A 20,147-nucleotide genomic window follows, 5' to 3' on the forward strand; every position below is an offset into this window, starting at 1 on the left:
CGGGGGGGTTCGGGAACGTGCCTAGGGCAGGAGCTCGTCCATCGAGGCGCGGCCCTTCTCCGCCATGCGGCGCTCCGCCCAGGCGAGGTTCTGCGGGTTCACGTCACGGCCGGAGGCGAGGACCAGGTCCTCCGCCGTGAACTCCCCCTCCGAACCGGCGTGCAGCAGCCGGTCGGGCGTCGGGGAGTCCCCCGGGGACGTCTTGTCGGGCTCAGCGTTCATGCCGCCTCCTACGTGTTCGTCCGGCACTGGCCATTCTGGTGTCCGGTCGGCGCGGGCGCATCCGGGGCGGGGCCGCGCGGAGGCCCGCCCCGGCGGGACCGGGAGCGGGGACCTCCGGCTCCGGGGCGAAGGGACGGAGGGACCGAGGGACGGAGGGGCGAACGGGCGGAGGCCGCCGGCGGTCCCGCCACCGGTCCGGGCGCGGCTCCCGCGGCGAACCCGCGCCACGCCGGGCCCGCACCGTGGCGTCCGCGGTGCGCGGGTTCGACAATGGGGAGGGTGACCGATGACGATCCGCGTACGCGCAGTGGCGAGATCGGGCCCGCCCAGTGGCTCGCCATGAACCGGACCGGCAGCTTCGACTGGGATCTCGACACGGGCGGCATCGACGTCGACGAGTCCGGGCTGCTGGTCTTCGGCGTGGTCCCGGACGCCTTCGACGGGCGGCCGCTGTCGCTCGTCGCGCGGCTCTCCCCCGAGGAACGGGCCAGGCTCCAGGGCGTCGTGCGCGAGGCCCTCAGGAGCGGCGCCCTCTCGTACACCGCCCACTTCCCCATCCCCCAGGACGACGGGCCGCCCCACTGGACGCACGTGCAGGCCCGCATCCTGCGTTCGCCGCGGGGGCGGGCCCGGCGGATCGTCGGCGTCGTGCGGGACACGACCGCCGAGGTCGCGCACGTCACCTTCATCCGGGACCTGGAGAAGCGGCGCGAGGTCCAGACGAGCATCGTCGAGCGGACGACGAACGCCCTGTCGCGCGCGGTGACCGTGGACGACGTGACGGCCGCCCTCACCGGTCCGGGCGGGCTCGCGCGGCTCGGCGCGGACGGGCTCGCGCTCGGACTCGTGGAGAACGGGTCGCTGAACGTCATCGCGCTCAGCGGAGGCTCCCTGGACGTGCTCGACGGCTTCCGCGACCGGCGTCTCGACCGGAGGCTGCCGCTGGCCGAGGCGGTGCTGAGCGGCCGGCCCCGGTTCGTCCCGTCCTTCGCGGAGCTGGGCCGGGACTTCCCCGACCTCGCCCCCCACCTGCCCCGGCTGGACTTCCGGGCGGCCTGCTACCTGCCGCTGGTGGCGCAGGCGCGCTCGCTCGGCGGGATGGCCCTGTTCTACCGGGGCCGCACCTCGTTCAGCCCCGACGAGCGCAACCTGGCCCTCGGGCTCGCGGCGATCGTCGCCCAGTCCCTCCAGCGGGCGATGCTCTTCGACGAGGAGCGGGAACTGGCGACCGGGCTGCAGGAGACGATGCTGCCGCGCCGCATCCCGGAGATCACCGGGGGACACATCGCCGTCCGGTACCACGCGGCGTGGAGCGGACGGCAGGTCGGCGGCGACTGGTACGACGTGATCCCGCTGCCGCGCAGCCGGGTCGGGATCGTCGTGGGCGACGTCCAGGGCCACGACACGCACGCGGCCGCCATCATGGGCCAGCTGCGGATCGCGCTGCGGGCGTACGCGGGCGAGGGGCACGCCCCGTCGACGGTCCTCGCCCGCGCCTCCCGGTTCCTCGCCGAGCTGGAGACCGACCGCTTCGCGACCTGCACGTACGCGCAGGTGGACCTGGCGAGCGGCACCGTGCGCGCCGTACGGGCCGGGCACCTCGATCCGCTGATCCGGCACATCGACGGACGGGTCGGGCAGCCCAAGCTGCGGGGCGGTCTTCCGCTGGGCCTGGCAACGGCGTTCGGGGACGAGGAGTTCCCGGAGACGCGGCTCGACCTGGTGCCCGGGGAGACCCTGGTGCTCTGCACGGACGGCCTGGTCGAACAGCCCGGTTCGGACATCACGGCCGGCCTGGCCGCGCTGGCCGAGGCGATCGCGGGCGGTCCGCCGCAGGCCGAGGAGCTGGCCGACCACCTCTCCGAGCGCCTGTGGGAGCGGTGGGGCGCGGGCGACGACGTGGCCCTCCTGGTGCTGCGGCGCAGCCCGGACCCGGGCACGCCCCGGGCGCCGCGCATCCACCAGTACATCCACCAGGCCGACCCGCAGGGCCTGTCGGACGCGCGGGCGGCCGTGGGGCGGGCGCTCCGGGACTGGGGCATGGCCGATCGCGCCGACGACGCCGAGCTGCTGACGGGGGAACTCCTCGTCAACGTGCTGCTGCACACCGAGGGGGGCGCGGTGCTGACCCTGGAGGTGCTGCCCGAGCCGGTGCGGCGGGTGCGCCTGTCGGTGCAGGACCGGTCGAGCGCCTGGCCCCGGCGGCGCACCCCGGGCGAGGCCGCCACCTCGGGCCGCGGACTGCTGCTGCTCGACGCGCTGGCCTCCCGGTGGGGCGTCGAGCCGCGCGGCGAGGGCAAGGCGGTGTGGTGCGAGATCGGCCCCGCGGGGACGGCGGGGGGCGCCGTCCCCGGCGGCTGAGGGGCCGGGTCAGGCGCGCTGCCACACCGTGGTGGCGTTGCAGAACTCGCGGATGCCGTGGCCGGCGAGTTCGCGGCCGTAGCCGGAGCGCTTGATCCCGCCGAAGGGGAGCGCCGGGTGCGAGGCCGTCATGCCGTTGACGAAGACGCCGCCGGCCTCCAGGTCGCGGACGAAGAACGCGACGTCCTCCCGGGAGCGGGTCCAGACGTTGGAGCTGAGGCCGAACGGGGAGTCGTTGGCGACGGCCACGGCCTCCTCGGCGTCGGCGACCGGGTAGACCGTGGCGACCGGCCCGAAGGTCTCCTCGCGGTGGACGCGCATCTCCGGGGTGATGCCGGTGAGGACGGTGGGCCGGTAGTACCAGCCGTCGCGGAGCGCCTCGTCGTCGGGGCGGTGGCCGCCGCAGAGGACGGTGGCGCCCCGCCCGACGGCGTCGTCCACCAGTTCCTCCAGGTCGGCACGGCCGCGTTCGGTGGCGAGGGGGCCCACGTCGGTGGACTCGTCGAGGGGGTCGCCGACGGTGAGGGCGTTCATGGCGGCGGTGAAGCGCTCGGAGAAGTCGTCGTAGACGTCCCGGTGGACGATGAACCGCTTGGCCGCGATGCACGACTGCCCGTTGTTCTGCACCCGGGCGGTGACGGCGGTCTTCACGGCCGCGACGACGTCGGCGGAGGGCATGACGATGTACGGGTCGCTGCCGCCGAGTTCCAGGACGGTCTTCTTGATCTCGTCGCCCGCCACGGAGGCGACGGCCCGGCCGGCCGGTTCGCTGCCGGTGAGCGTGGCGGCCACGACCCTGGGGTCCCGGAGGATGCCCTCGATCTCCCCGGAGCCGACGAGGAGGGTCTGGAAGCAGCCCTCGGGGAATCCGGCGCGGCGGAAGAGGTCGCCCAGGTAGAGCGCGGTCTGCGGCACGTTGGAGGCGTGTTTGAGGAGGCCCGTGTTGCCCGCCATGAGGGCGGGCGCGGCGAAGCGGATCACCTGCCACAGCGGGAAGTTCCACGGCATGACGGCGAGGACCGGGCCGAGGGGCCGGTAGTGGACGCGGGCCGTGTCCGCGCCGGAGTCCTGGACGTCGCTCTCCGCCGGGTGCTCGTCGGCGAGCAGTTCCTCGGCGTGGCGGGCGTACCAGCGCATGGCCTTGACGCACTTGGCGGCCTCCGCGCGGGCGGCGACGATCGGCTTGCCCATCTCGACCGTCATCGTGCGGGCGATGTCCTCGGTGTCCTCCTCCAGGAGGCCCGCGGCGGCGCGCAGGAGGCGGGCGCGTTCGGCGAAGGGGGTGGTGCGGTACTGGCGGAACGTCTCGTGCGCGGCGGCGACGCGCCGCTCGACCTCGTCGGGCCCGTGGGCCTCGTAGGTGCGCAGCGTCTCGCCGGTCGCGGGGTTCACGGTGGCGATGCCCATGGCCTGTCTCCTCCTGCCTCGGCCCCCGTCTGACAGAAACCTTCCGCGAAGAGGGGCGCGGCGCAACAGGGGCGGCGCGGCGGGGTGACCGGGGGCGCCGGCCGGTCAGGAGGTCAGCCAGGCCAGCGCGCCGGAGAGGTGGGCCCGGAAGAGCGGGTCGCGGTACGCCTCCGGGGCGTGTCCGAGGGCGGTGAAGAAGACGCGTCCGCGGTCCACCCCGCGGCACCAGACGAGCGGGTGGTCGTCGCCGTGGGTGCCGCCCCGGTAGGAGGACTCGTCGGCCCGGGCCAGGACCCGTACGCCGGCCCCGCCGGTCCCCGCGGCGCCGTCCGTTCCCTCCGTGCCGCGCGGGTCGGACGTGAAGTTGTACCACTCGTCCGTCCACTCCCAGCGGGCCGGGAGCGGGGCGGTCGCCGGGTGGTCCCCGGGGGCCACGAGGACGGTGCCGGGCTGGACCTCGGGGTGCCCGTCGAAGCGGGTGCCGAGCAGTTCCCCGTAGAAGGGCCAGTCCGGTTCGGCGTTGGCGGCCGCGTGCACGGCGAGGAGGGCGCCGCCGCCCCGCAGGTACGCCTCGAGGGCGGTGCGGCCCCCGGGGGTCAGGACGTTCCCCGTCGTGGAGAGGAGGACGACGGCGGCGCGTTCCGCCAGTCCCTCGGGGGTGAAGGCCTCCGGGTCCTCGCCCACCTCGGCCGTCCGCCCCAGCTCTCCCGCCAGCTCCACGAGCGCGGCGGCGCCGTCGGGGATCGAGTCGTGGCGGTACCCGGCGGTGCGGGTGTAGATCAGGACGTCGGCGACGGGCACGCGGGGCTCCGGGGCGGGGTGTCGAACGAGGGCGGGAGTGGGGGCGGAAGCGCGCGGAAAGCGCTTTCTCCCTCCGTTCCCCCGACCGTAGTCACCGGGAACGGCGGGCCGCAACCCCGGCACCGCAGCGGCACGCCGGAGCCGGGCGCCGGGGCGGGGCGCCGGAGCCGGGCGCCGGGGCGGGGCGCCGGGCCGGGGCCGGGCCGCCGGAGCCGGGCACGCCCGCGGCGGGGTCAGGCCGTCGCTTCCGGGCCCGGACCCTCCGGCCGGTCCCCGGAGGTCCGGACCTCCCTGGTCGTCGCCTCCAGGAGCGGGGCGAGGAACTGCCGTTCCAGACTGCCCGGCGGCAGCGCCTCCGGTTCCACGTAGCTCTGGGCGAGACCGCCCTCCCGCAGGGCGACCAGGAGGCGCGCGAACCGGTCGGTGTCCACGGTCAGTTCGCGCCCGGCCCGGCTCAGGACGAGGGTGAGGCCGCGGGCGATCTCCGCCCGGAGCCGCTCGTCGTGGCGCGCGAGCACCCAGGCGGCCTGCGGGTCGCGGATGGCGTGCAGGGTGAACTCGGTGGTGACCAGGTACCAGTCCCGCTCGTCGGGTTCGACGCGGGAGGCCAGCTCCGCGAGCCGCGCCAGGGTGTACTCGCCGGGGGTCAGCGCGTCGATCGCCTCGGCGAGCCGCCGCACGGTCCGGTCGCTGTGCTCGTCGAAGAGGGCGAGGAAGAGTTCCTCCTTGCTCGCGAAGTTCGAGTAGTACGCGCCCCGCGTGTAGCCGGCCCGCTCACAGATCCGCTCGATCGTCGTCGCGTGGAAGCCGTGTTCGGCGAAGGCCTCCAGGGCGGCCGCCAGGAGCGCCGCGCGGGTACGGGACCGCTGACCGGTGACACCTTTCGGCACAGGGGGTTCCTCCTCGTCACGGGCCGCGTCCCGCGGCGGGCGTCCACCATACCGGCGCCTCCCGCACGGGCGGGGACCGGTTCCGGCGGATAAAATCCAGACATGGGAGAGCGGCCCGCCGCACCTGCGGCCCCCGATCTGGTCCTCGAGATCGACGGGGACGCGACGCTCCTGGACCCGAGCCGCGTCTACCGCGTCGGACGGGACCCCACCAGCGACATCGTCCTCCCGGACGACCGCGCGTCCTGGCACCACGCGGTGTTCCGGGCCGTCGCGGGCCGGTGGACCCTGACCGACGGGGGCAGCACGAACGGCACCTTCGCGGACGGCCTGAGAGTGGCCGGGACGCGGGAGGTCGGCCCCGGAACGGTCGTGCGGTTCGGACACCCCGAGGACGGCCCCCGCGCGATCCTCTCGTCCGGCGCCCCGGCCCGGCCGGGGGAACCGGAGCCCCCACCCCCTCCCGTACGGGAACCCGGGCCGGAACACGCACGGGAGCACGTGCGGGAACCCGGACCGGAGCACGTACGAGAACCCGCACCGGAGCACGTACCGGAACCGGCTCCGGAGCACCCGGGGGGACCGGAGCCCGGACACGTGCCGGAACCGGCTCCGGAGCGCGTACGGGAGCGGGAACCCGCCCCGCTCCGGCCCCCCTCCGTCGTTCGTCCCGCCGCCACCGGCACCTTCCGGCGGCCGACGTCCGTCCGTCCGCTGCCCGCCCACCGCGTCCGCATCGGCCGCGCCCCCGACAACGACGTCGTCGTCCCCGACCTCGCCGTCTCGCGGCGGCATGCCGAACTCCGCGCCCAGCCCGACGGCACCTACCGGATACACGACCTGGGCAGTCACAACGGGACCTTCCTCAACGGCCGTCCCGTCACCGACGCCCGGGTGACGGCGCGGGACATCGTCGGCATCGGGCGGAGCGCGTTCTGCCTGATCGGCGGACGGCTGGTCGAGTTCACCGACACCGGTGAGGTCTCCCTCGACGTGCGGTCGCTCGCCGTCACCGTCGACCACGGGCGCAGGACCCTCCTCGACGGGGTCTCGTTCCCGGTGGCCGAGAAGTCCCTGCTCGCGGTCGTCGGACCGTCCGGCGCCGGGAAGTCCACCCTCCTGAACGCCCTCACCGGCCAGCGCCCCGCCGACCGGGGCACGGTGCTCTACGACGGCCGCGACCTGTACCGGGACTACGCCGAACTGCGCCGGCGCATCGGGCTCGTCCCCCAGGACGACATCCTGCACCTCCAGCTGACCGTCCGCCGCGCCCTCGAGTACGCCGCCGAGCTGCGGTTCCCCGAGGACACCGAGCGCGCGGAGCGGCGGGCCCGGGTGGACGAGGTGATCCGGGAGCTGGGCCTGGCGGAACGCGCGGACCAGCCGATCCACAGCCTCTCCGGCGGCCAGCGCAAGCGGGTCAGCGTCGCCCTCGAACTGCTCACCAAACCGTCCCTCCTCTTCCTGGACGAGCCCACCTCCGGTCTCGACCCGGGCATGGACCGGTCCGTGATGCACATGCTGCGCGGGCTCGCCGACGACGGGCGCACGGTCGTCGTGGTCACCCACAGCGTGCTCAGCCTGGACGTCTGCGACCGGCTGCTCGTCCTCGCGCCCGGCGGCAGGGTCGCCTACTACGGGCCGCCGTCCGAAGCCCTCGGCTTCTTCGGCTTCGACCAGTGGCCGGAGGCCTTCGAGACCTTCGAGAACGACCGGGACCGCGACTGGGCCGGCCAGTACGCCTCCTCCCGCTTCCAACGCCGGTACATCACCGACGCCGCGACGGGCCCGGACCTCCCCCGGGACGGAACCGGCGGGAGCGCCCGGGCCGGCACGGTGCCCGCCCCGCCGCCGAAGGCACAGAGCTGGGGCTCCCAGCTGCGGACCCTGGTGCGCCGCTACGCGGCGGCGCTCTCCGCCGACCGCACCTTCCTCGTCATCATGATCGCGCTGCCGTTCGTGATGGGCGCGATGGCCCGGGCCCTGTCCGAGGGCGCGCTCAACCCCGAGTCGTCGCTGAACGTCCTGCTCATCCTCTGTGTGGGCGGGGTCCTCACGGGTGCGGCGAACGCCGTGCGCGAGCTGGTGAAGGAGCGCACGATCTACCGGCGCGAGAGAGCCGTCGGGCTGTCCCGGTCGGCCTACCTCGCCTCCAAGGTGGTGGTCCTCGGCCTGATCACGGTCGTGCAGGCGGTGGTCCTGACCCTGGTGGCCCTGATCGGGGTGCCGCTGAACGTGCCCGGCGGCGAGGGCGTCCTGATGCCCCCTCTGGTGGAGATCACCCTCGCCGTCGCGCTGCTCTCCTTCACTGCGATGATGCTCGGCCTGTTCGTCTCGGCCCTGGTCCGCAAGGAGGAGGTGACGATGCCGCTGCTCGTCCTCCTCGCCATCGTGCAGGTGGTGTTCTGCGGGGCCCTGCTCACCGTGCGGGGCACGCCCGTCCTGGAGCAGCTGGCCTGGCTCGTCCCCTCGCGGTGGGCGTTCGCGGCGATGGGCGCGACGATCGACATCGGGAAGGTCGCGCCGAACGACAAGACCACCGATCCGCTGATGCGGCACACGGCGGAGGCCTGGCTGTTCGACATGGGCATGATGGTGGTGCTCTGTCTGGTCCTCGGGCTGGTCGTGGCCCGGCTGCTGCGCCGCCACGAGCCGGTCGTCATGCGGAGGTAGACCCGTGAGCGTCCCCGTGTCCGCGTACGTGCCGGACTTCCGGCCCACCCACGTCGTGCCGCGCGGCGGCCTCCCCGCGTGGGAGGCGCCCGATCCGGGGCTGCCCACGGCGCCCCTGGACGCCTTCCTTCCCGTGTGCCTGGAGGAACGGGCCGGGGACTGGGGGCGGATCCGGTGCTCCAACGGCTGGACGGCGTGGGTCGACGCGCGGCTGCTGGTCGGCGTCCCCGACGACCCGCCGGCGGCGGGCCGTCCCCTCACCAGGACCGCCGACCCCCGCCCGCTGATCGCCCGCGCCGAGGACGCGCTCGGCCGCTACCGGCGGGCCGTGGAGGAACGGGGCGCGGGCCGTCTCGACGGCGAGGGCTTCCGGCTGCGCACCCGGGGCCTGCGGGTGGGCATGGTCGTCGACGGCGAGTCGGTGTGGCTGTACGACGCCGAACACGAGCGCTGGGTGTACTGCGACGGCGTGGGGCTCCGTACCTACGCCGTCGGGGCGGAGCCCTCGGCCACCGTCCGGTCGCCCACGCTCACCCCCGCCGGCACGTCCGCTGCCCCGGCCTCTCCCCCGCCCGCCGTCCCCCCGGGGCGGGACGGACGGGAGGGGCCGGAGGGGGCCGGGGAGAGGGCCGGCGGGGAGGGCGGAGGGCCGGCGGACGACGGGCCCGGGCGCACCCGGGCGGTGCCGCCCGGGTACGCGCCCACGCGGGTGGTGCCCCCGGCGGACCCGGAGACGGCCGGACCGCCGCCGACCCGGGTCGTGGAACCGGTCCGGGACGCGGAACCGTCGCCGCTCCCGTACGCGGAGGAGGCCCCGACCCGGATGGCGGAGCCGCCGTCGCCCCAAGCCGTGGAACCGGCCCCGACCCGGGTGGCGGAACCGTCGCCGCCCCCGTACGCGGAGCAGGCCCCGACCCGGGTGGCGGAGCCGGACCGGGCCCCGGAGCCCCCTCCGACCCGGATCGTGGAGCGGCCGCCGACGGGTGAGGGCTGATGGGCGGCGGGGCGCAGGCCGGCCCGGACCTCCCGGCGGGCCGGCCCTCGGGGCTCGTCGGCAAGGAGATCGCGGGCTACCGCGTGGAGGGCGAGATCGGACGCGGCGGCATGGCGGTGGTGTACCGGGCGCGGGACCTGCGGCTCGACCGTACGGTGGCGCTGAAGCTGCTGGCCCCCGAGCTGGCCCGCAACGACACCTTCCGCAGGCGCTTCGCGCACGAGTCGCGGGTCGCCGCCTCGATCGACCACCCGCACATCGTGCCGGTCTTCGACGCGGGCGAGACGGAGGGCGTGCTCTACATCGCCATGCGGTACGTGGCGGGACAGGACCTGGCGGCCCTGCTGCGCCGGGAGGGGCCGCTGTCCCCGGCGAAGGCCGGCCGGATCGCCGTGCAGGTGGCCTCCGCCCTGGACGCGGCGCACGCGCACGACCTCGTGCACCGGGACGTGAAGCCCGGCAACGTCCTGGTGGCCGAGGGCACCGACCGCGACCGTCCGGAACACGTGTACCTCACGGACTTCGGGCTGACGAAGAAGTCGCTGTCGCTCACGGGGTTCACGACGGTGGGCGAGTTCGTGGGCACGCTGGACTACGTGGCGCCCGAACAGATCTCGGGGAAGCCGGTCGACGGCCGGTGCGACGTGTACGGCCTGGCGTGCGTGGTGTTCGAGACCCTGGTGGGCGCGCCGCCGTTCCACCGCGACACCGACTGGGCGGTGCTGTGGGCGCAGCAGTACGATCCGCCGCCCCCGCTCTCCGGGGCGCGGCCGGGACTTCCGGGGGCGGTGGACGCGGTCTTCGCGAAGGCCCTGGCGAAGACCCCCGAGGAGCGCTACGGAACGTGTCTGGAGTTCGTCACCCGGCTCCGTACCGCCCTGGAGTCCGGAGCGCCGGACGCCCGGGGCCCGGCGGGGGGCGGCGCGCCGCGGCCGCCCGGCCCTCCTCCCGCCCCGCCCGCGTGGGCGCGGCCGGTGTTCCGGGAGCTGTAGGCCGCGCCCCGGGAAGCGGGGCGGGCGCACCGGTCACCGGCGGCGGTCGCGGTCAGGGCGTCCGGTCCGGGGCCGCGGGCGGTCGCGGACCGGCGGTGTCCCTCCCGTCCGCCGGGTCCGCCCCGCCCCCGCGGCGGACCCGGGCGGCGAGGAGACCGCCGAGGAGGCCGAGGACCAGGCCCCACAGGAGCCCGAGGCCGGCCGTCCTCCAGAGGTCCGGGCGCAGCAGCACCTCGCCGCCGAGCGAGTCGAGTTCGCCGATGCCGAGGACCGAGAGGCCGAAGCGGACCTCGACCCGGGTGAGCGGGACGACGGCCAGCAGCGCGAGCGCGAGGGCGACGCCGAAGCGGAGGGCGTGCTGCCGGAGCCGTGTCCGGGCCGGGGAGCGGACCGCCGCCGCGAAGGCCGCGGCGAGCAGCAGGAGGGCCGCGACGGGGAGGAGCCACCAGGCCCGCGCGTCCCGCGCGGCGAGCGAGGAGAGGTCGACGGTCGAGAGGTCCCGGCCGCCGCCGCGCAGGACGGCGTCGAGGGCCTGCGGCACGGGCAGGCCGAAGGGTCCTTCCGCCCTGCCCTCCCAGGAACCGCCGATGCCCACGCCGAGGGCCGGCCAGGCGAGGTTGGGCAGGCCGAGGAGGAGGACGGCGAAGGTCCCGGCGGCGCGGTCCCCGGTCGCCGCGACCACGACCCCGGCCACCAGGCCCACGGCCACGTACGCGAGGAGCACCAGGAACACCGCGTGGGCGACGGGCCGTACGGGCTCCTGGTAACGGACGAGCCGGGGCGGCAGCGGAGCCGCCCGGGAGACGAGGAGGGCCACGGCGAGGACGCCGAGGATCCACAGGAGACCGTGGAAGAGGGTGGGCCCGGGGTCGGCGCGGAAGCCGACCGTGGGACTCACGGAGTCGAGCAGGTCGCCGAAGAGGTCCGCGAGCGGGTCTCCGGTGCCCCCGCCGCCGAGGGTGATCCTGAAGTCGTGGCGGGCGAGGGCGGAGAGGGCCGCGAGGGCGGCCGTCCAGAGGACGGCGGTGGTGGCGGCGCGGAGCAGGAGCTCGCGGGCGCCGGTCACCGCGTGGTTCCGCAGGGGGCGCAGGAAGAAGTGGCCGGCGACCAGTGCGCCCACCAGGGTGACGGTGAGGGGCATGGCGGCCGGTTCGGCCCGGGCGCCCGCGAGGGGACCGGCGTCGCCGGACAGTTCGACCTCGCCGCCCACGGCCATGACGACGACGGCGGCGAGGACCGCGGCGAAGCCGCCGGGCAGGTCGGCGGCGCCGGCGGCCCGGAGGCCGAGCGCGGCGACGCCGCCCATCGCGAGGTATCCGGCGACCACGGTCACCAGGGCCTGGAGGAGGGTGCGGACGAGAAGCCCGGCCGGGCGCGCGGCGGGCCGCGCGGAGGCGGAGGCGGGGGGCCTGCTGCTCACGCCGACCACGCTAGTGCCGGGGGCGGCCGGCCGCTTGCGCACGGGGCGGCCGGGGGGCCGGGGGCCTTCCGCCCGTGCGCGGGACGGCCGGAGGATCGGGGGGCTTCCCCCGGCCGCGCCCGGGCGGGGAGCACACGGGGCCGGGCCGGCCGCGCGGAGGCGGCGCTCCGGGGAGGGGGCGCCGCTCGTGGAGCGTGACGTTTCCGCTTGCGGGCGGGCACCGGTCGGCGCACACAATGGGCCCGGAACGGAAGAAAGGGAAAAACGTGACTTCCCACCCGCCGTCCGGCCCCCCGTCGGTCCCTCCCTCGGGTCCCCCCTCGGGCCCCCTTTCGGGTCCGGGAGCGCGTCCGGGCGCCGCCGGCCCCCCGCCCCCGCCCCCGCCCGGACCGCCTTCCGGCGGCTCCGGCGGCTCCGGCGGAGGCCGGGACGGCGGAGGCCAGGACGGCGGAGGCCAGGACGGCGGAGGCTCCTCCCGTTACCCCGGGGGCGACGGAGGCGGCCCGTGGTGGCGTTCCGTCCCGAAGGTCGCCTCGGTCGTCGCCCTGCTCGTGGCGGCCGTCGCCCTGGCCGTCGTCCTCACCGGCCGCTCCGGCGACGACGGTGGCGGCACGACGAGGGCCGGCGGCGGGGAGGTCTTCCTGCAGAACGCCTCCGCGACCGGCCCGGACCCGTTCACCCGGTCGACGGCCCGCACCGGCGGCTCCGTCCCGCCGGCCTCGCTGCCGCCGCGCACCGGCCGGGCGACCGCCGGCACGCCCGAGGTGCCGGGCTCGGCGCCCGGTCTCTACGGCGGGACGAAGTCGGTGGCGAGCTGCGACGTGGAGCGGCAGGTGCGCTACCTGGCCGGCGAACCGGCGAAGAACGCGGCCTTCGCCTCGGTCCTGCGCGTCCCGACGGACGGGGTGCCCGGCTACCTGCGTTCCCTCACGCCGCTCCGGCTCCGGGCCGACACCCGGGTGACCAACCACGGCTTCAGGGACGGTTCCGCCACCGCGTACCAGGCGATCCTCCAGGCGGGTACGGCGGTCCTGGTCGACGACCGGGGAGTGCCCCGGGTGCGCTGCGCCTGCGGCAACCCGCTGACCGAGCCGGTGGCGCAGAGGAACCCCCGCACGACGGGCTCTCCCTGGCCGGGATACGACGCCGGCCAGGTGGTCGTGGTCGCGCCCGCCGGGACGGTCGTGAACACCTTCGTGGTGTACGACCCCGAGGACGGCGGCTGGTTCACGCGGAAACGCGGCGACACCGGCGGGCGGGACGAACCGGCCCCGCCGCCGGCCACGGCCTCCCGGACGCCGTGCGCGGGCGACCCGTCCTCCTGTCCTTCCGGCCCCTCCTCCGGCCCGCCGACGCCCCCGCCCGGCACTCCGTCCGGCCCGTCCGCTCCCCCGGGCTCCTCGCCCCCGCCCGGTTCGCCGCCCCCGCCGGACTCCCCGCCGCCCCCGGTGTCCCCGCCGCCGTCCGGGCCACCGGCTCCGCCCGAATCGTCGGCCCCGAACTCGGGTCCCGCGCCGGACACCCCGGCCGGTACGCCGCCGGACGCCTCCCGGCCCGGTGCCGCCGCGTCCTCCTGATCGTTTCGGAACGGTCCACGGAGGCGTCGGAGGCGGATGACGCCGCAGGCGAGTCCGAGCAGGCCCTGAGGGAGGTCCGCTCGACGCCCGTGGCGGATTCGGAGCCGCTTGAACCGGCGCAGCCGGGCGAAGGCACGCTCGACCACCCGGCGCACCTTGCCGGGACCGGAGCCGCGGGCGACACCGCAGCGGGCGGTGATCGGCTCGATGCCGCGTTTCCAGGGCAGGCGGCGGTACGTGTCGAAGTCGTGGCCCCCGTCGGCCTTCACGGGGAGTCCTGGGGTCTCAGGGCTCCCCGTGACTGGCTGTGCGTGGCGTCAGCGTGCGAACTTCTCGACGGCCGCCGGGGTGACGGGGGTGAAGAAGTTGACGAGGTTGCCGTCGGGATCGCGGAACAGCAGCGACCGGTTGCCCCAGGGCATCGTGGTGGGCACGGTGACGAAGTCGGCGACGAAGCCGGTCAGGTTCCGGTGAACGCGGTCCACGTCGTCGACGAGGAACTCGGTGATCACGCTGTGGTTGTCCGCCGGGCGGGCAGAGCCCGGGGCGAACAGCGGGACCGTACGGGTGCCGGCGATCGCGAGGGTCGCGCCCGCGGTCCTGAGTTCGGCGAAGTCCTCGGTGGCCCACGTCGCCCGCGCCCCTGTGGCTCGCTCGTAGAACTCGACGAGGCGCGCTACGTCGCCGGTGATGATGCGGATCGAGACGAAGTCCATGGGAATCCCTTGGTCGTGCTGGAGGCGTGCACGTCGCAGGCTAGGAGAAATAGTGGACAGAATCGGTCCTGTATTCGCCTTAGACTGCGCACATGTCCCGACCCACCGGCCGCGTGCTGACGCTCCTGGAGCTGCTGCAGTCGGGCGGCACCCGGACCGTGGCCGAACTCGCCGACCGGCTCGGCGTCGAAGGGCGCACCGTGCGCCGGTACGTGGCCCAGCTGATCGACCTCGACGTGCCCGTGCAATCGGTGCGCGGCCGCTACGGCGGGTACCGGCTCGCCCCCGGGTACCGCTTGCCTCCGCTCATGCTCAGCGACGACGAGGGACTGGCCGTGCTGCTCGGCCTGGTCGCCGGCCGCCGGGCGGGGTTGACGACGGCGCAGCGCACGGCGAACGAGACGGCATCGGCCAAGATCCGGCGGGTGCTGCCCAAGCACATCGCCCGCCGGCTCGACGCACTCCTGGAATCCCTCGCCTTCACGGATCGGCCCGGCGAGTTCGACACCCCGGACGCCGGGGTCCTGCTCGCGCTCGCCGATGCGGTGCGCCACCGCCGACCGGTCTCGATCCGCTACACCGACCGTGACGGACGGCACAGCGAACGCACGCTGCACGCCTACGGGATCGTCGCCCACGGGGGCCGGTGGTACGTCACGGGCAAGGACGCCCGGGCCGGCGAGGACCGGACCTTCCGGCTCGACCGCATCGCAGACGCGCGGACCCTGCCCGGCTCGTTCGAAGTGCCGGCGGGTCCCGGTCCGGCACAGCGGGTGCTGTCGGGGTTCGCCACGGCCGAGTACCGGCATCGGGTGACCCTGCGGATCCACGGGACGGCCGAGCAGATCCGTGCCCGCCTTCCGGCCGGCGTCGCGAGCCTGGAGGAGCACGAGCCCGCAGCGTCCGAGGACCGGGCGACCGAGCGCTGGCTGCGCGTCGAGCTGCGGGTGGAGCGGCTCGACTGGTTGCCCCCGGTACTCGCCTCACTCGACCGGCCGTTCGTCATCGAGCGCCCCGATGAACTCCGCGACCTCGTCATCGCGCTCGCCGATCGCCTCGCGTCGTACGCCCGCCGAGCCTGACGGCGAGGAACCGATGTCATGAGACGGCACGGCCAGGAGCGTGCGGTGAACCACCCGTCGCCCCGCTTGTGCGGCCGGCCGCGGTCGGCGAGTTCGGTCGTCTTCGCGCGCGGCGGTTCCGGCTTGCCGCGCACCGTCGCCCGGAGGCCCGGCCGGTTCGAGGCGTCATTCCCGCCCGGCGCCGGCGAGGGGCCGGACGCCGTCTGCGACGTCGACGCGGAGGTGGGACCGGCAGCGGACGGCTCCCGCTGGAGCACGACCGTGTTCACGCTCGCCGAGACCGGTGGCCTCACGCAGGTTCTTCAGCGGCTCGATGACGAGGAGCCCACGCCCCCGTTCTGGAACGATCGATTAATGGGGATGCCCGGCCGCGGAGGCGCGTGTACGGTCCACCGAGTGGAACCGCTGACCGACAAAGAGATCCGCTCGTCCTTCGTGAACTGCACCAAGGGCGAGGCCGCACGTCTCAAGCTGCCGCTCGACTTCGCCGAACTCCCCTGGGAGGACCTCGACTTCCTGGGCTGGGTGGACCCGGGCGCGCCCCTGCGCGCCCATCTGGTGATCCCCCGCGAGGACGGCCCGGTCGGTGTGACCCTGCGGGTCCCGGCCGTGGGCCGGACCAGCGCCGTGAAGTCGAGCCTGTGCCAGATCTGCCTGACCGCGCACGCCTCCTCGGGCGTGTCCCTCCTCGTGGCGCCGCTGGCCGGGCCCCGCGGCCGCGAGGGGAACACGGTCGGGACCTACCTCTGCGCCGACCTCGCCTGCTCCCTCTACATCCGGGGCAAGCGGCAGCCGAAGCTGCGCGCCGGGCGCCGGGAGGAGTCCCTCACGCCCGACGAGTGGATCGCCCGCACGAAGGACAACCTCGACGCCTTCGTCCAGCGGGTCATGGCGGGCTGACGCCCCTCCCGTGACGCCCCCCGCGCCGCCGGCCGGCCGGCCGGGCCCGGGACTCGGCCACCGGTCCCGGGCGGCAGGACGCGACGCGGCGGGCGGGGCCGTTCAGCGGAAGGCCTGCTCGCCGGTGAGGGCCTTCCCGACGACCAGGGAGTGGACCTCGCTCGTGCCCTCGTAGGTGAGCACCGACTCCAGGTTGTTGGCGTGGCGGAGGACCGGGTACTCCAGGGTGATGCCGTTGGCGCCCAGGATCGTGCGGCACTCGCGGGCGATCGCGATCGCCTCGCGCACGTTGTTCAGCTTGCCCACGCTGACCTGCTCCGGGGTGAGGGCGCCCGCGTCCTTCAGCCGGCCGAGGTGGAGGGCGAGGAGCATGCCCTTGCCGAGTTCGACGGCCATGTCGGCGAGCTTCTGCTGCGTCAGCTGGTACGACGCGAGGGAGCGGCCGAAGACGACGCGGTCGCGCGCGTAGGAGACGGCGGTCTCCAGGCAGTCGCGGGCGGCGCCGAGCGCGCCGAAGACGATGCCGAAGCGGGCCTCGTTGAGGCAGCCGAGGGGGCCGGAGAGGCCGCGGGCCTCCGGCAGCATCGCGTCGGCGGGCAGGCGCACGTCCTCGAGGACCAGTTCGCTGGTGACGCTCGCCCGCAACGACAGCTTCATCCTGATCTCGGGGGCGCTGAAGCCGGGGGTGCCGGCCGGCACCAGGAACCCGCGGACGCCCTCCTCGGTCCGCGCCCAGACGACGGCCACGTCGGCGACGGAGCCGTTGGTGATCCACATCTTGGTGCCGTTGAGGACCCAGTCGGAGCCGTCCCGCCTGGCGTGGGTCCGCATCGCGCCGGGGTCCGAACCGGCGTCCGGCTCGGTGAGGCCGAAGCAGCCGATGTACTCGCCCGCCGCCATCTTCGGCAGCCAGCGCCGCTTCTGCTCCTCGGAGCCGTACTTCCACACCGCGTACATGGCGAGGGAGCCCTGCACGGAGACGAGGGAGCGCAGTCCGGAGTCGACGGCCTCCAGTTCCATGCAGGCGAGGCCGTACGCGACGGAGCCGGTGCCCGCGCAGCCGTATCCCTCCAGGTGCATGCCGAGGACGCCGACGCCGCCGAGGACGCGGGCGAGTTCGCGGGCGGGGATCTCGCCCTTCTCGAACCAGCCGGCGACGTGCGGGCGCAGTTCGCGGTCGGCGACGGCGCGCACGGTACGGCGGATCTCCCGCTCCTCGTCGGTCAGCAGTCCGTCGACGGCGAGCAGGTCGAGGGGGTGGACGGGAGCGGGGCTGGGCTGCGACTTCACGGACGGCCTCCTGGCGGCTGTGGCGACTCGGCGTGCCGAAGCGTAGCGTCGGACCAGATATTGGATCCAGTATTGAAAATCCAGCCTCCCGGTCGTACGGTCCGGCTGAATCCGATCGCCGACGGGGCCGACGAGGGAGAGCGGAATGCGCGCAGACCAGCCGGACACTCCCGGGACACCGGGGGCACCGGGAACCCCGCACGGCGGTGCCCTCTCCGGGATCGTCGTCGCCGACTTCGGCCGGGTGCTCGCCGGGCCGTACATGACGATGCTCCTCGCCGACCTGGGCGCCGACGTCATCAAGATCGAGCGGCCGGGTTCCGGCGACGACACGCGTGCGTGGGGGCCGCCGTTCGCGGCCGGCGAGGCCACGTACTTCCTCGGCGTGAACCGGAACAAGCGCTCCGTCGCCCTCGACCTCACGGACCCGGAGGACCTGGCGGCGGCCCGCGCGATCGTGGACCGCGCGGACGTCCTGGTGGAGAACTTCCGCCCCGGCACGATGGAGAGGCTCGGCCTCGGGTACGAGGACGTGAGGGCGTCCAATCCCGGACTCGTCTACTGCTCGGTGACCGGCTTCGGCACCGCCGAGGGGGCCCGGATGCCCGGCTACGACCTGCTCGTCCAGGCCGTGGGCGGTTTGATGAGCGTCACCGGTGAGCCCGGCGGCCCGGGGACGAAGGCCGGGACCGCCCTGGTCGACGTCGTCACCGGGCTCCACGCGGGCCTCGGCGTCCTCGCCGCCCTCCGCCACCGGGAACGCACCGGCGAGGGCCAGCGGGTCGAGGTCTCCCTCCTCGGCTCGCTCCTCTCCGCGCTCACCCACCAGGCGTCCGCCCACCTCGGGGCCGGGGTCGTGCCGCGCGCGATGGGCAACCGGCACCCGAGCATCGCCCCGTACGAGGTGTTCGAGGCCCTGGACCGGCCGCTGGTCCTCGCCGTGGGCAACGACCGGCAGTTCGGGGTCCTGTGCGAACGCCTCGGCCTGCCGGGACTCGCCGGCGACCCCCGCTTCACCACCAACACGGCCCGGGTCGCCCACCGGGAGGAGCTGGCCGCGGCGCTCTCCGGGCCGCTCGGCACCCGGACCGCCGACAGCTGGTTCGAGGAGCTCACCGCGGCCGGCGTGCCGTGCGGGCCGATCAACGACCTGGCCGCCGCCTTCGACCTCGCCGACCGGCTGGGACTCGCCCCGCGGGTCCCGGAGTCCGCGGCCGGTCCCGGCCAGGTGGCCCATCCGATCCGGCTCGACGCCACCCCGGCCGCCTACCGCACCGCTCCCCCACGTCTGGGCGAGCACACGGACGGCCTCCTCGCGGAGCTGGGACGGCCCGTCCGCGGGGGTCCGGCGGCGGACGGCCGCGCGTAGGAAGATGGTCGCCACCGGTGCGGCGGCGCCCCGGTGGGCAGCGTGAGGGAACGGAAGGTCACAGGCGATGAGCAGCGCGGTGCGGAAGCGGCGGCCGCAGACCGCCCAGCAGTTCGTCCTGGAGGAGTTGCGGCGCGCCATCACCACCGGGGAGCTCGGGCCCGGCGACCAGATCCGCCAGGACGCCCTCGCGGCCCGGTTCGAGGTGAGCCGGGTGCCGCTGCGCGAGGCCCTCAAGGCCCTGGAGGCCGAGGGGCTGGTCGTCCACCACGTGCACCGGGGCTACTTCGTCGCGGAACTCTCGCTCGGCGACCTGGAGGAGATCTACCGCATCCGGGAGCTCCTGGAGACGGAGGCCGTGCGCACGGCCGTACGGCGGATGCCGGAGGGCACCGTCGGCACGCTCGAACGCGTCCAGCGCGAGGTGGAGCGGGCCGCCGCCGACGGGGACGTGCCCGCGATGGCGGCGGCGAACCGGCTCTTCCACCTCACCCTGATCGAGGCGTCCGGCATGCCGCGCCTCGTGCGCCTCGTCGCGACCCTGTGGGACTCCACCGACGCGTACCGCTCGCTGTACTACGCCGACGCCCCGCACCGGGAGCTGGCCGTGCGGGAGCACCGGGCCGTGCTCTCCGCCCTCCGCCGGGGCGACGAGGAGGCCGTCGTCCGGTGGCTCGACGAGCACCGGGCGCACGCGGTGGCGGCCCTGCGGGAGGTCCTGGGCCCGGAGAGGGACCGGAGCGCGGGCACCGGCTGATCCCGCCCGGTCCGGCGGCCGGGAGGAGGCGGGCCGGGGGACGCCCCCACGGTGCCGGGGAGCTGCGGCTACCCTGGCGCCGGACGCGAGGAGGAACCATGGCGCGGATGCCGTCGGCCGAACGGCGCAGGCAGTTGGTCGACGCGGCGATCAGGGCGATGACCAGGGACGGGGTCGCCCGGACCACCACCCGGTCGATCTGCGCCGAGGCGGGGGTGTCGCTGAGCGTCTTCCACTACTGCTTCGACTCCAAGCAGGCGCTCCTCGAAGCCGCGATCGAGACGATCACGGGAAACCACGTGACCCGCGTGATGTCGGCGGTCGAGCCGGGGGCCACCCTCCGCGAGACCGTGCGGGGCGCGCTGCGGACGTACTGGGACCACGTCACCGCCCGTCCCGGCGAGCACATGCTGACGTACGACCTCACCCAGTACGCGCTGCGCGAGCCGGGGTTCGAGCACCTGGCGCGGGCGCAGTACGAGCAGTACGTGGCGTCGGCGGCCGATCTGGTCGAGCGGGTGGGCGCCGCGCTGGGGCTGGCGCCCCGGGTGCCGGTGGAGGTGCCGGCGCGTTACCTGGCGGCGGCGATCGACGGCCTGACCCTCCAGTTCCTCGTCCTCGGCGACTCGTGCGCGGCGGAGGAGCAGCTCGACCTGATGGCGGATCAACTCGTTTCCCTGATGGAGAGTTGAGGTG

17 protein-coding genes are annotated in these 20,147 nt (G+C 75.3%); 10 read left to right on the top strand and 7 right to left on the bottom strand.

Annotated features, from left to right (window positions below; all coding sequences use genetic code 11):
• Positions 1 to 21: 21 nt before the first annotated feature.
• Entirely contained in the window at positions 22 to 222 is a 201-nt protein-coding gene (locus ACZ3IL_RS27870) for a hypothetical protein (RefSeq protein ID WP_388689646.1), read from the bottom strand.
• Between the two features lie 270 nt (positions 223 to 492).
• On the opposite strand from ACZ3IL_RS27870, the gene ACZ3IL_RS27875 reads away from it, so the two are divergent.
• Positions 493 to 2,583: a SpoIIE family protein phosphatase gene (locus ACZ3IL_RS27875; RefSeq protein WP_467394710.1), complete on the top strand. Its 2,091-nt coding sequence runs from the start codon at positions 493 to 495 to the stop codon at positions 2,581 to 2,583.
• Between the two features lie 9 nt (positions 2,584 to 2,592).
• Here ACZ3IL_RS27875 and ACZ3IL_RS27880 read toward each other — a convergent pair whose 3' ends face one another.
• From ACZ3IL_RS27880 to ACZ3IL_RS27890, 3 genes are all read right to left on the bottom strand, one after another.
• Positions 2,593 to 3,990, bottom strand: a complete 1,398-nt coding sequence (locus tag ACZ3IL_RS27880) for an NADP-dependent succinic semialdehyde dehydrogenase (protein ID WP_467394712.1) — start codon at positions 3,988 to 3,990, stop codon at positions 2,593 to 2,595.
• Positions 3,991 to 4,095: 105 nt separating this feature from the next.
• The gene (locus tag ACZ3IL_RS27885; protein WP_467394714.1) at positions 4,096 to 4,791 is read right to left on the bottom strand and encodes a ThuA domain-containing protein; all 696 of its coding nucleotides are present in this window, start codon (positions 4,789 to 4,791) and stop codon (positions 4,096 to 4,098) included.
• Between the two features lie 233 nt (positions 4,792 to 5,024).
• Positions 5,025 to 5,681: a TetR/AcrR family transcriptional regulator gene (locus ACZ3IL_RS27890; protein ID WP_467394716.1), complete on the bottom strand. Its 657-nt coding sequence runs from the start codon at positions 5,679 to 5,681 to the stop codon at positions 5,025 to 5,027.
• 102 nt (positions 5,682 to 5,783) lie between these two features.
• On the opposite strand from ACZ3IL_RS27890, the gene ACZ3IL_RS27895 reads away from it, so the two are divergent.
• The 3 genes from ACZ3IL_RS27895 to ACZ3IL_RS27905 are packed head-to-tail and all read left to right on the top strand — an operon-like array spanning position 5,784 to position 10,340.
• Positions 5,784 to 8,354 carry an FHA domain-containing protein gene (locus ACZ3IL_RS27895; RefSeq protein ID WP_467394718.1) on the top strand — a complete coding sequence of 857 codons (2,571 nt, stop codon included), beginning with the start codon at positions 5,784 to 5,786 and terminating at the stop codon, positions 8,352 to 8,354.
• A gap of 4 nt (positions 8,355 to 8,358) precedes the next feature.
• Positions 8,359 to 9,348, top strand: coding sequence for a hypothetical protein (locus ACZ3IL_RS27900; RefSeq protein WP_467394720.1), 990 nt, complete (start codon positions 8,359 to 8,361; stop codon positions 9,346 to 9,348).
• Positions 9,348 to 10,340 (top strand): serine/threonine-protein kinase, encoded by a 993-nt coding sequence (locus tag ACZ3IL_RS27905; protein WP_467394722.1) that lies wholly within the window; start codon positions 9,348 to 9,350, stop codon positions 10,338 to 10,340. The genes ACZ3IL_RS27900 and ACZ3IL_RS27905 overlap by 1 nt, the downstream gene beginning before the upstream one ends.
• Positions 10,341 to 10,392: 52 nt before the next feature.
• On the opposite strand, the gene ACZ3IL_RS27910 is transcribed toward ACZ3IL_RS27905, so the two are convergent.
• Positions 10,393 to 11,769, bottom strand: coding sequence for a streptophobe family protein (locus tag ACZ3IL_RS27910; protein WP_467394761.1), 1,377 nt, complete (start codon positions 11,767 to 11,769; stop codon positions 10,393 to 10,395).
• Between the two features lie 227 nt (positions 11,770 to 11,996).
• Between ACZ3IL_RS27910 and ACZ3IL_RS27915 the strand changes: the two genes are divergently transcribed.
• A complete protein-coding gene (locus ACZ3IL_RS27915) occupies positions 11,997 to 13,337 on the top strand; it encodes a DUF6777 domain-containing protein (protein WP_467394724.1) in 1,341 nt (446 codons plus the stop codon).
• A gap of 317 nt (positions 13,338 to 13,654) precedes the next feature.
• Here the strand turns inward: ACZ3IL_RS27915 and ACZ3IL_RS27920 are convergent, their stop codons facing one another.
• Complete coding sequence (locus ACZ3IL_RS27920) at positions 13,655 to 14,053, bottom strand: VOC family protein (protein WP_467394726.1); 399 nt, start codon at positions 14,051 to 14,053, stop codon at positions 13,655 to 13,657.
• A gap of 92 nt (positions 14,054 to 14,145) precedes the next feature.
• Here ACZ3IL_RS27920 and ACZ3IL_RS27925 point away from each other — a divergent pair, with 92 nt between their 5' ends.
• Together ACZ3IL_RS27925 and ACZ3IL_RS27930 are read left to right on the top strand one after the other, a co-directional pair.
• On the top strand, positions 14,146 to 15,135 hold the full coding sequence (locus ACZ3IL_RS27925) for a helix-turn-helix transcriptional regulator (RefSeq protein WP_467394728.1): 990 nt from the start codon (positions 14,146 to 14,148) through the stop codon (positions 15,133 to 15,135).
• A gap of 396 nt (positions 15,136 to 15,531) precedes the next feature.
• Positions 15,532 to 16,035: an FBP domain-containing protein gene (locus ACZ3IL_RS27930; protein ID WP_467394730.1), complete on the top strand. Its 504-nt coding sequence runs from the start codon at positions 15,532 to 15,534 to the stop codon at positions 16,033 to 16,035.
• 102 nt (positions 16,036 to 16,137) lie between these two features.
• Here ACZ3IL_RS27930 and ACZ3IL_RS27935 read toward each other — a convergent pair whose 3' ends face one another.
• Positions 16,138 to 17,325, bottom strand: a complete 1,188-nt coding sequence (locus ACZ3IL_RS27935; protein ID WP_467394732.1) for an acyl-CoA dehydrogenase family protein — start codon at positions 17,323 to 17,325, stop codon at positions 16,138 to 16,140.
• 145 nt (positions 17,326 to 17,470) lie between these two features.
• Between ACZ3IL_RS27935 and ACZ3IL_RS27940 the strand changes: the two genes are divergently transcribed.
• The 3 genes from ACZ3IL_RS27940 (at position 17,471) to ACZ3IL_RS27950 (ending at position 20,143) form a co-directional block, all read left to right on the top strand.
• Entirely contained in the window at positions 17,471 to 18,694 is a 1,224-nt protein-coding gene (locus ACZ3IL_RS27940; RefSeq protein ID WP_467394734.1) for a CaiB/BaiF CoA transferase family protein, read from the top strand.
• A gap of 67 nt (positions 18,695 to 18,761) precedes the next feature.
• Positions 18,762 to 19,451 (top strand): GntR family transcriptional regulator, encoded by a 690-nt coding sequence (locus tag ACZ3IL_RS27945; RefSeq protein WP_467394736.1) that lies wholly within the window; start codon positions 18,762 to 18,764, stop codon positions 19,449 to 19,451.
• A gap of 98 nt (positions 19,452 to 19,549) precedes the next feature.
• Positions 19,550 to 20,143 (top strand): TetR/AcrR family transcriptional regulator, encoded by a 594-nt coding sequence (locus ACZ3IL_RS27950; RefSeq protein ID WP_467394737.1) that lies wholly within the window; start codon positions 19,550 to 19,552, stop codon positions 20,141 to 20,143.
• Positions 20,144 to 20,147 lie beyond the last annotated feature (4 nt).

Source organism: Streptomyces sp. NPDC014907, assembly GCF_055562975.1.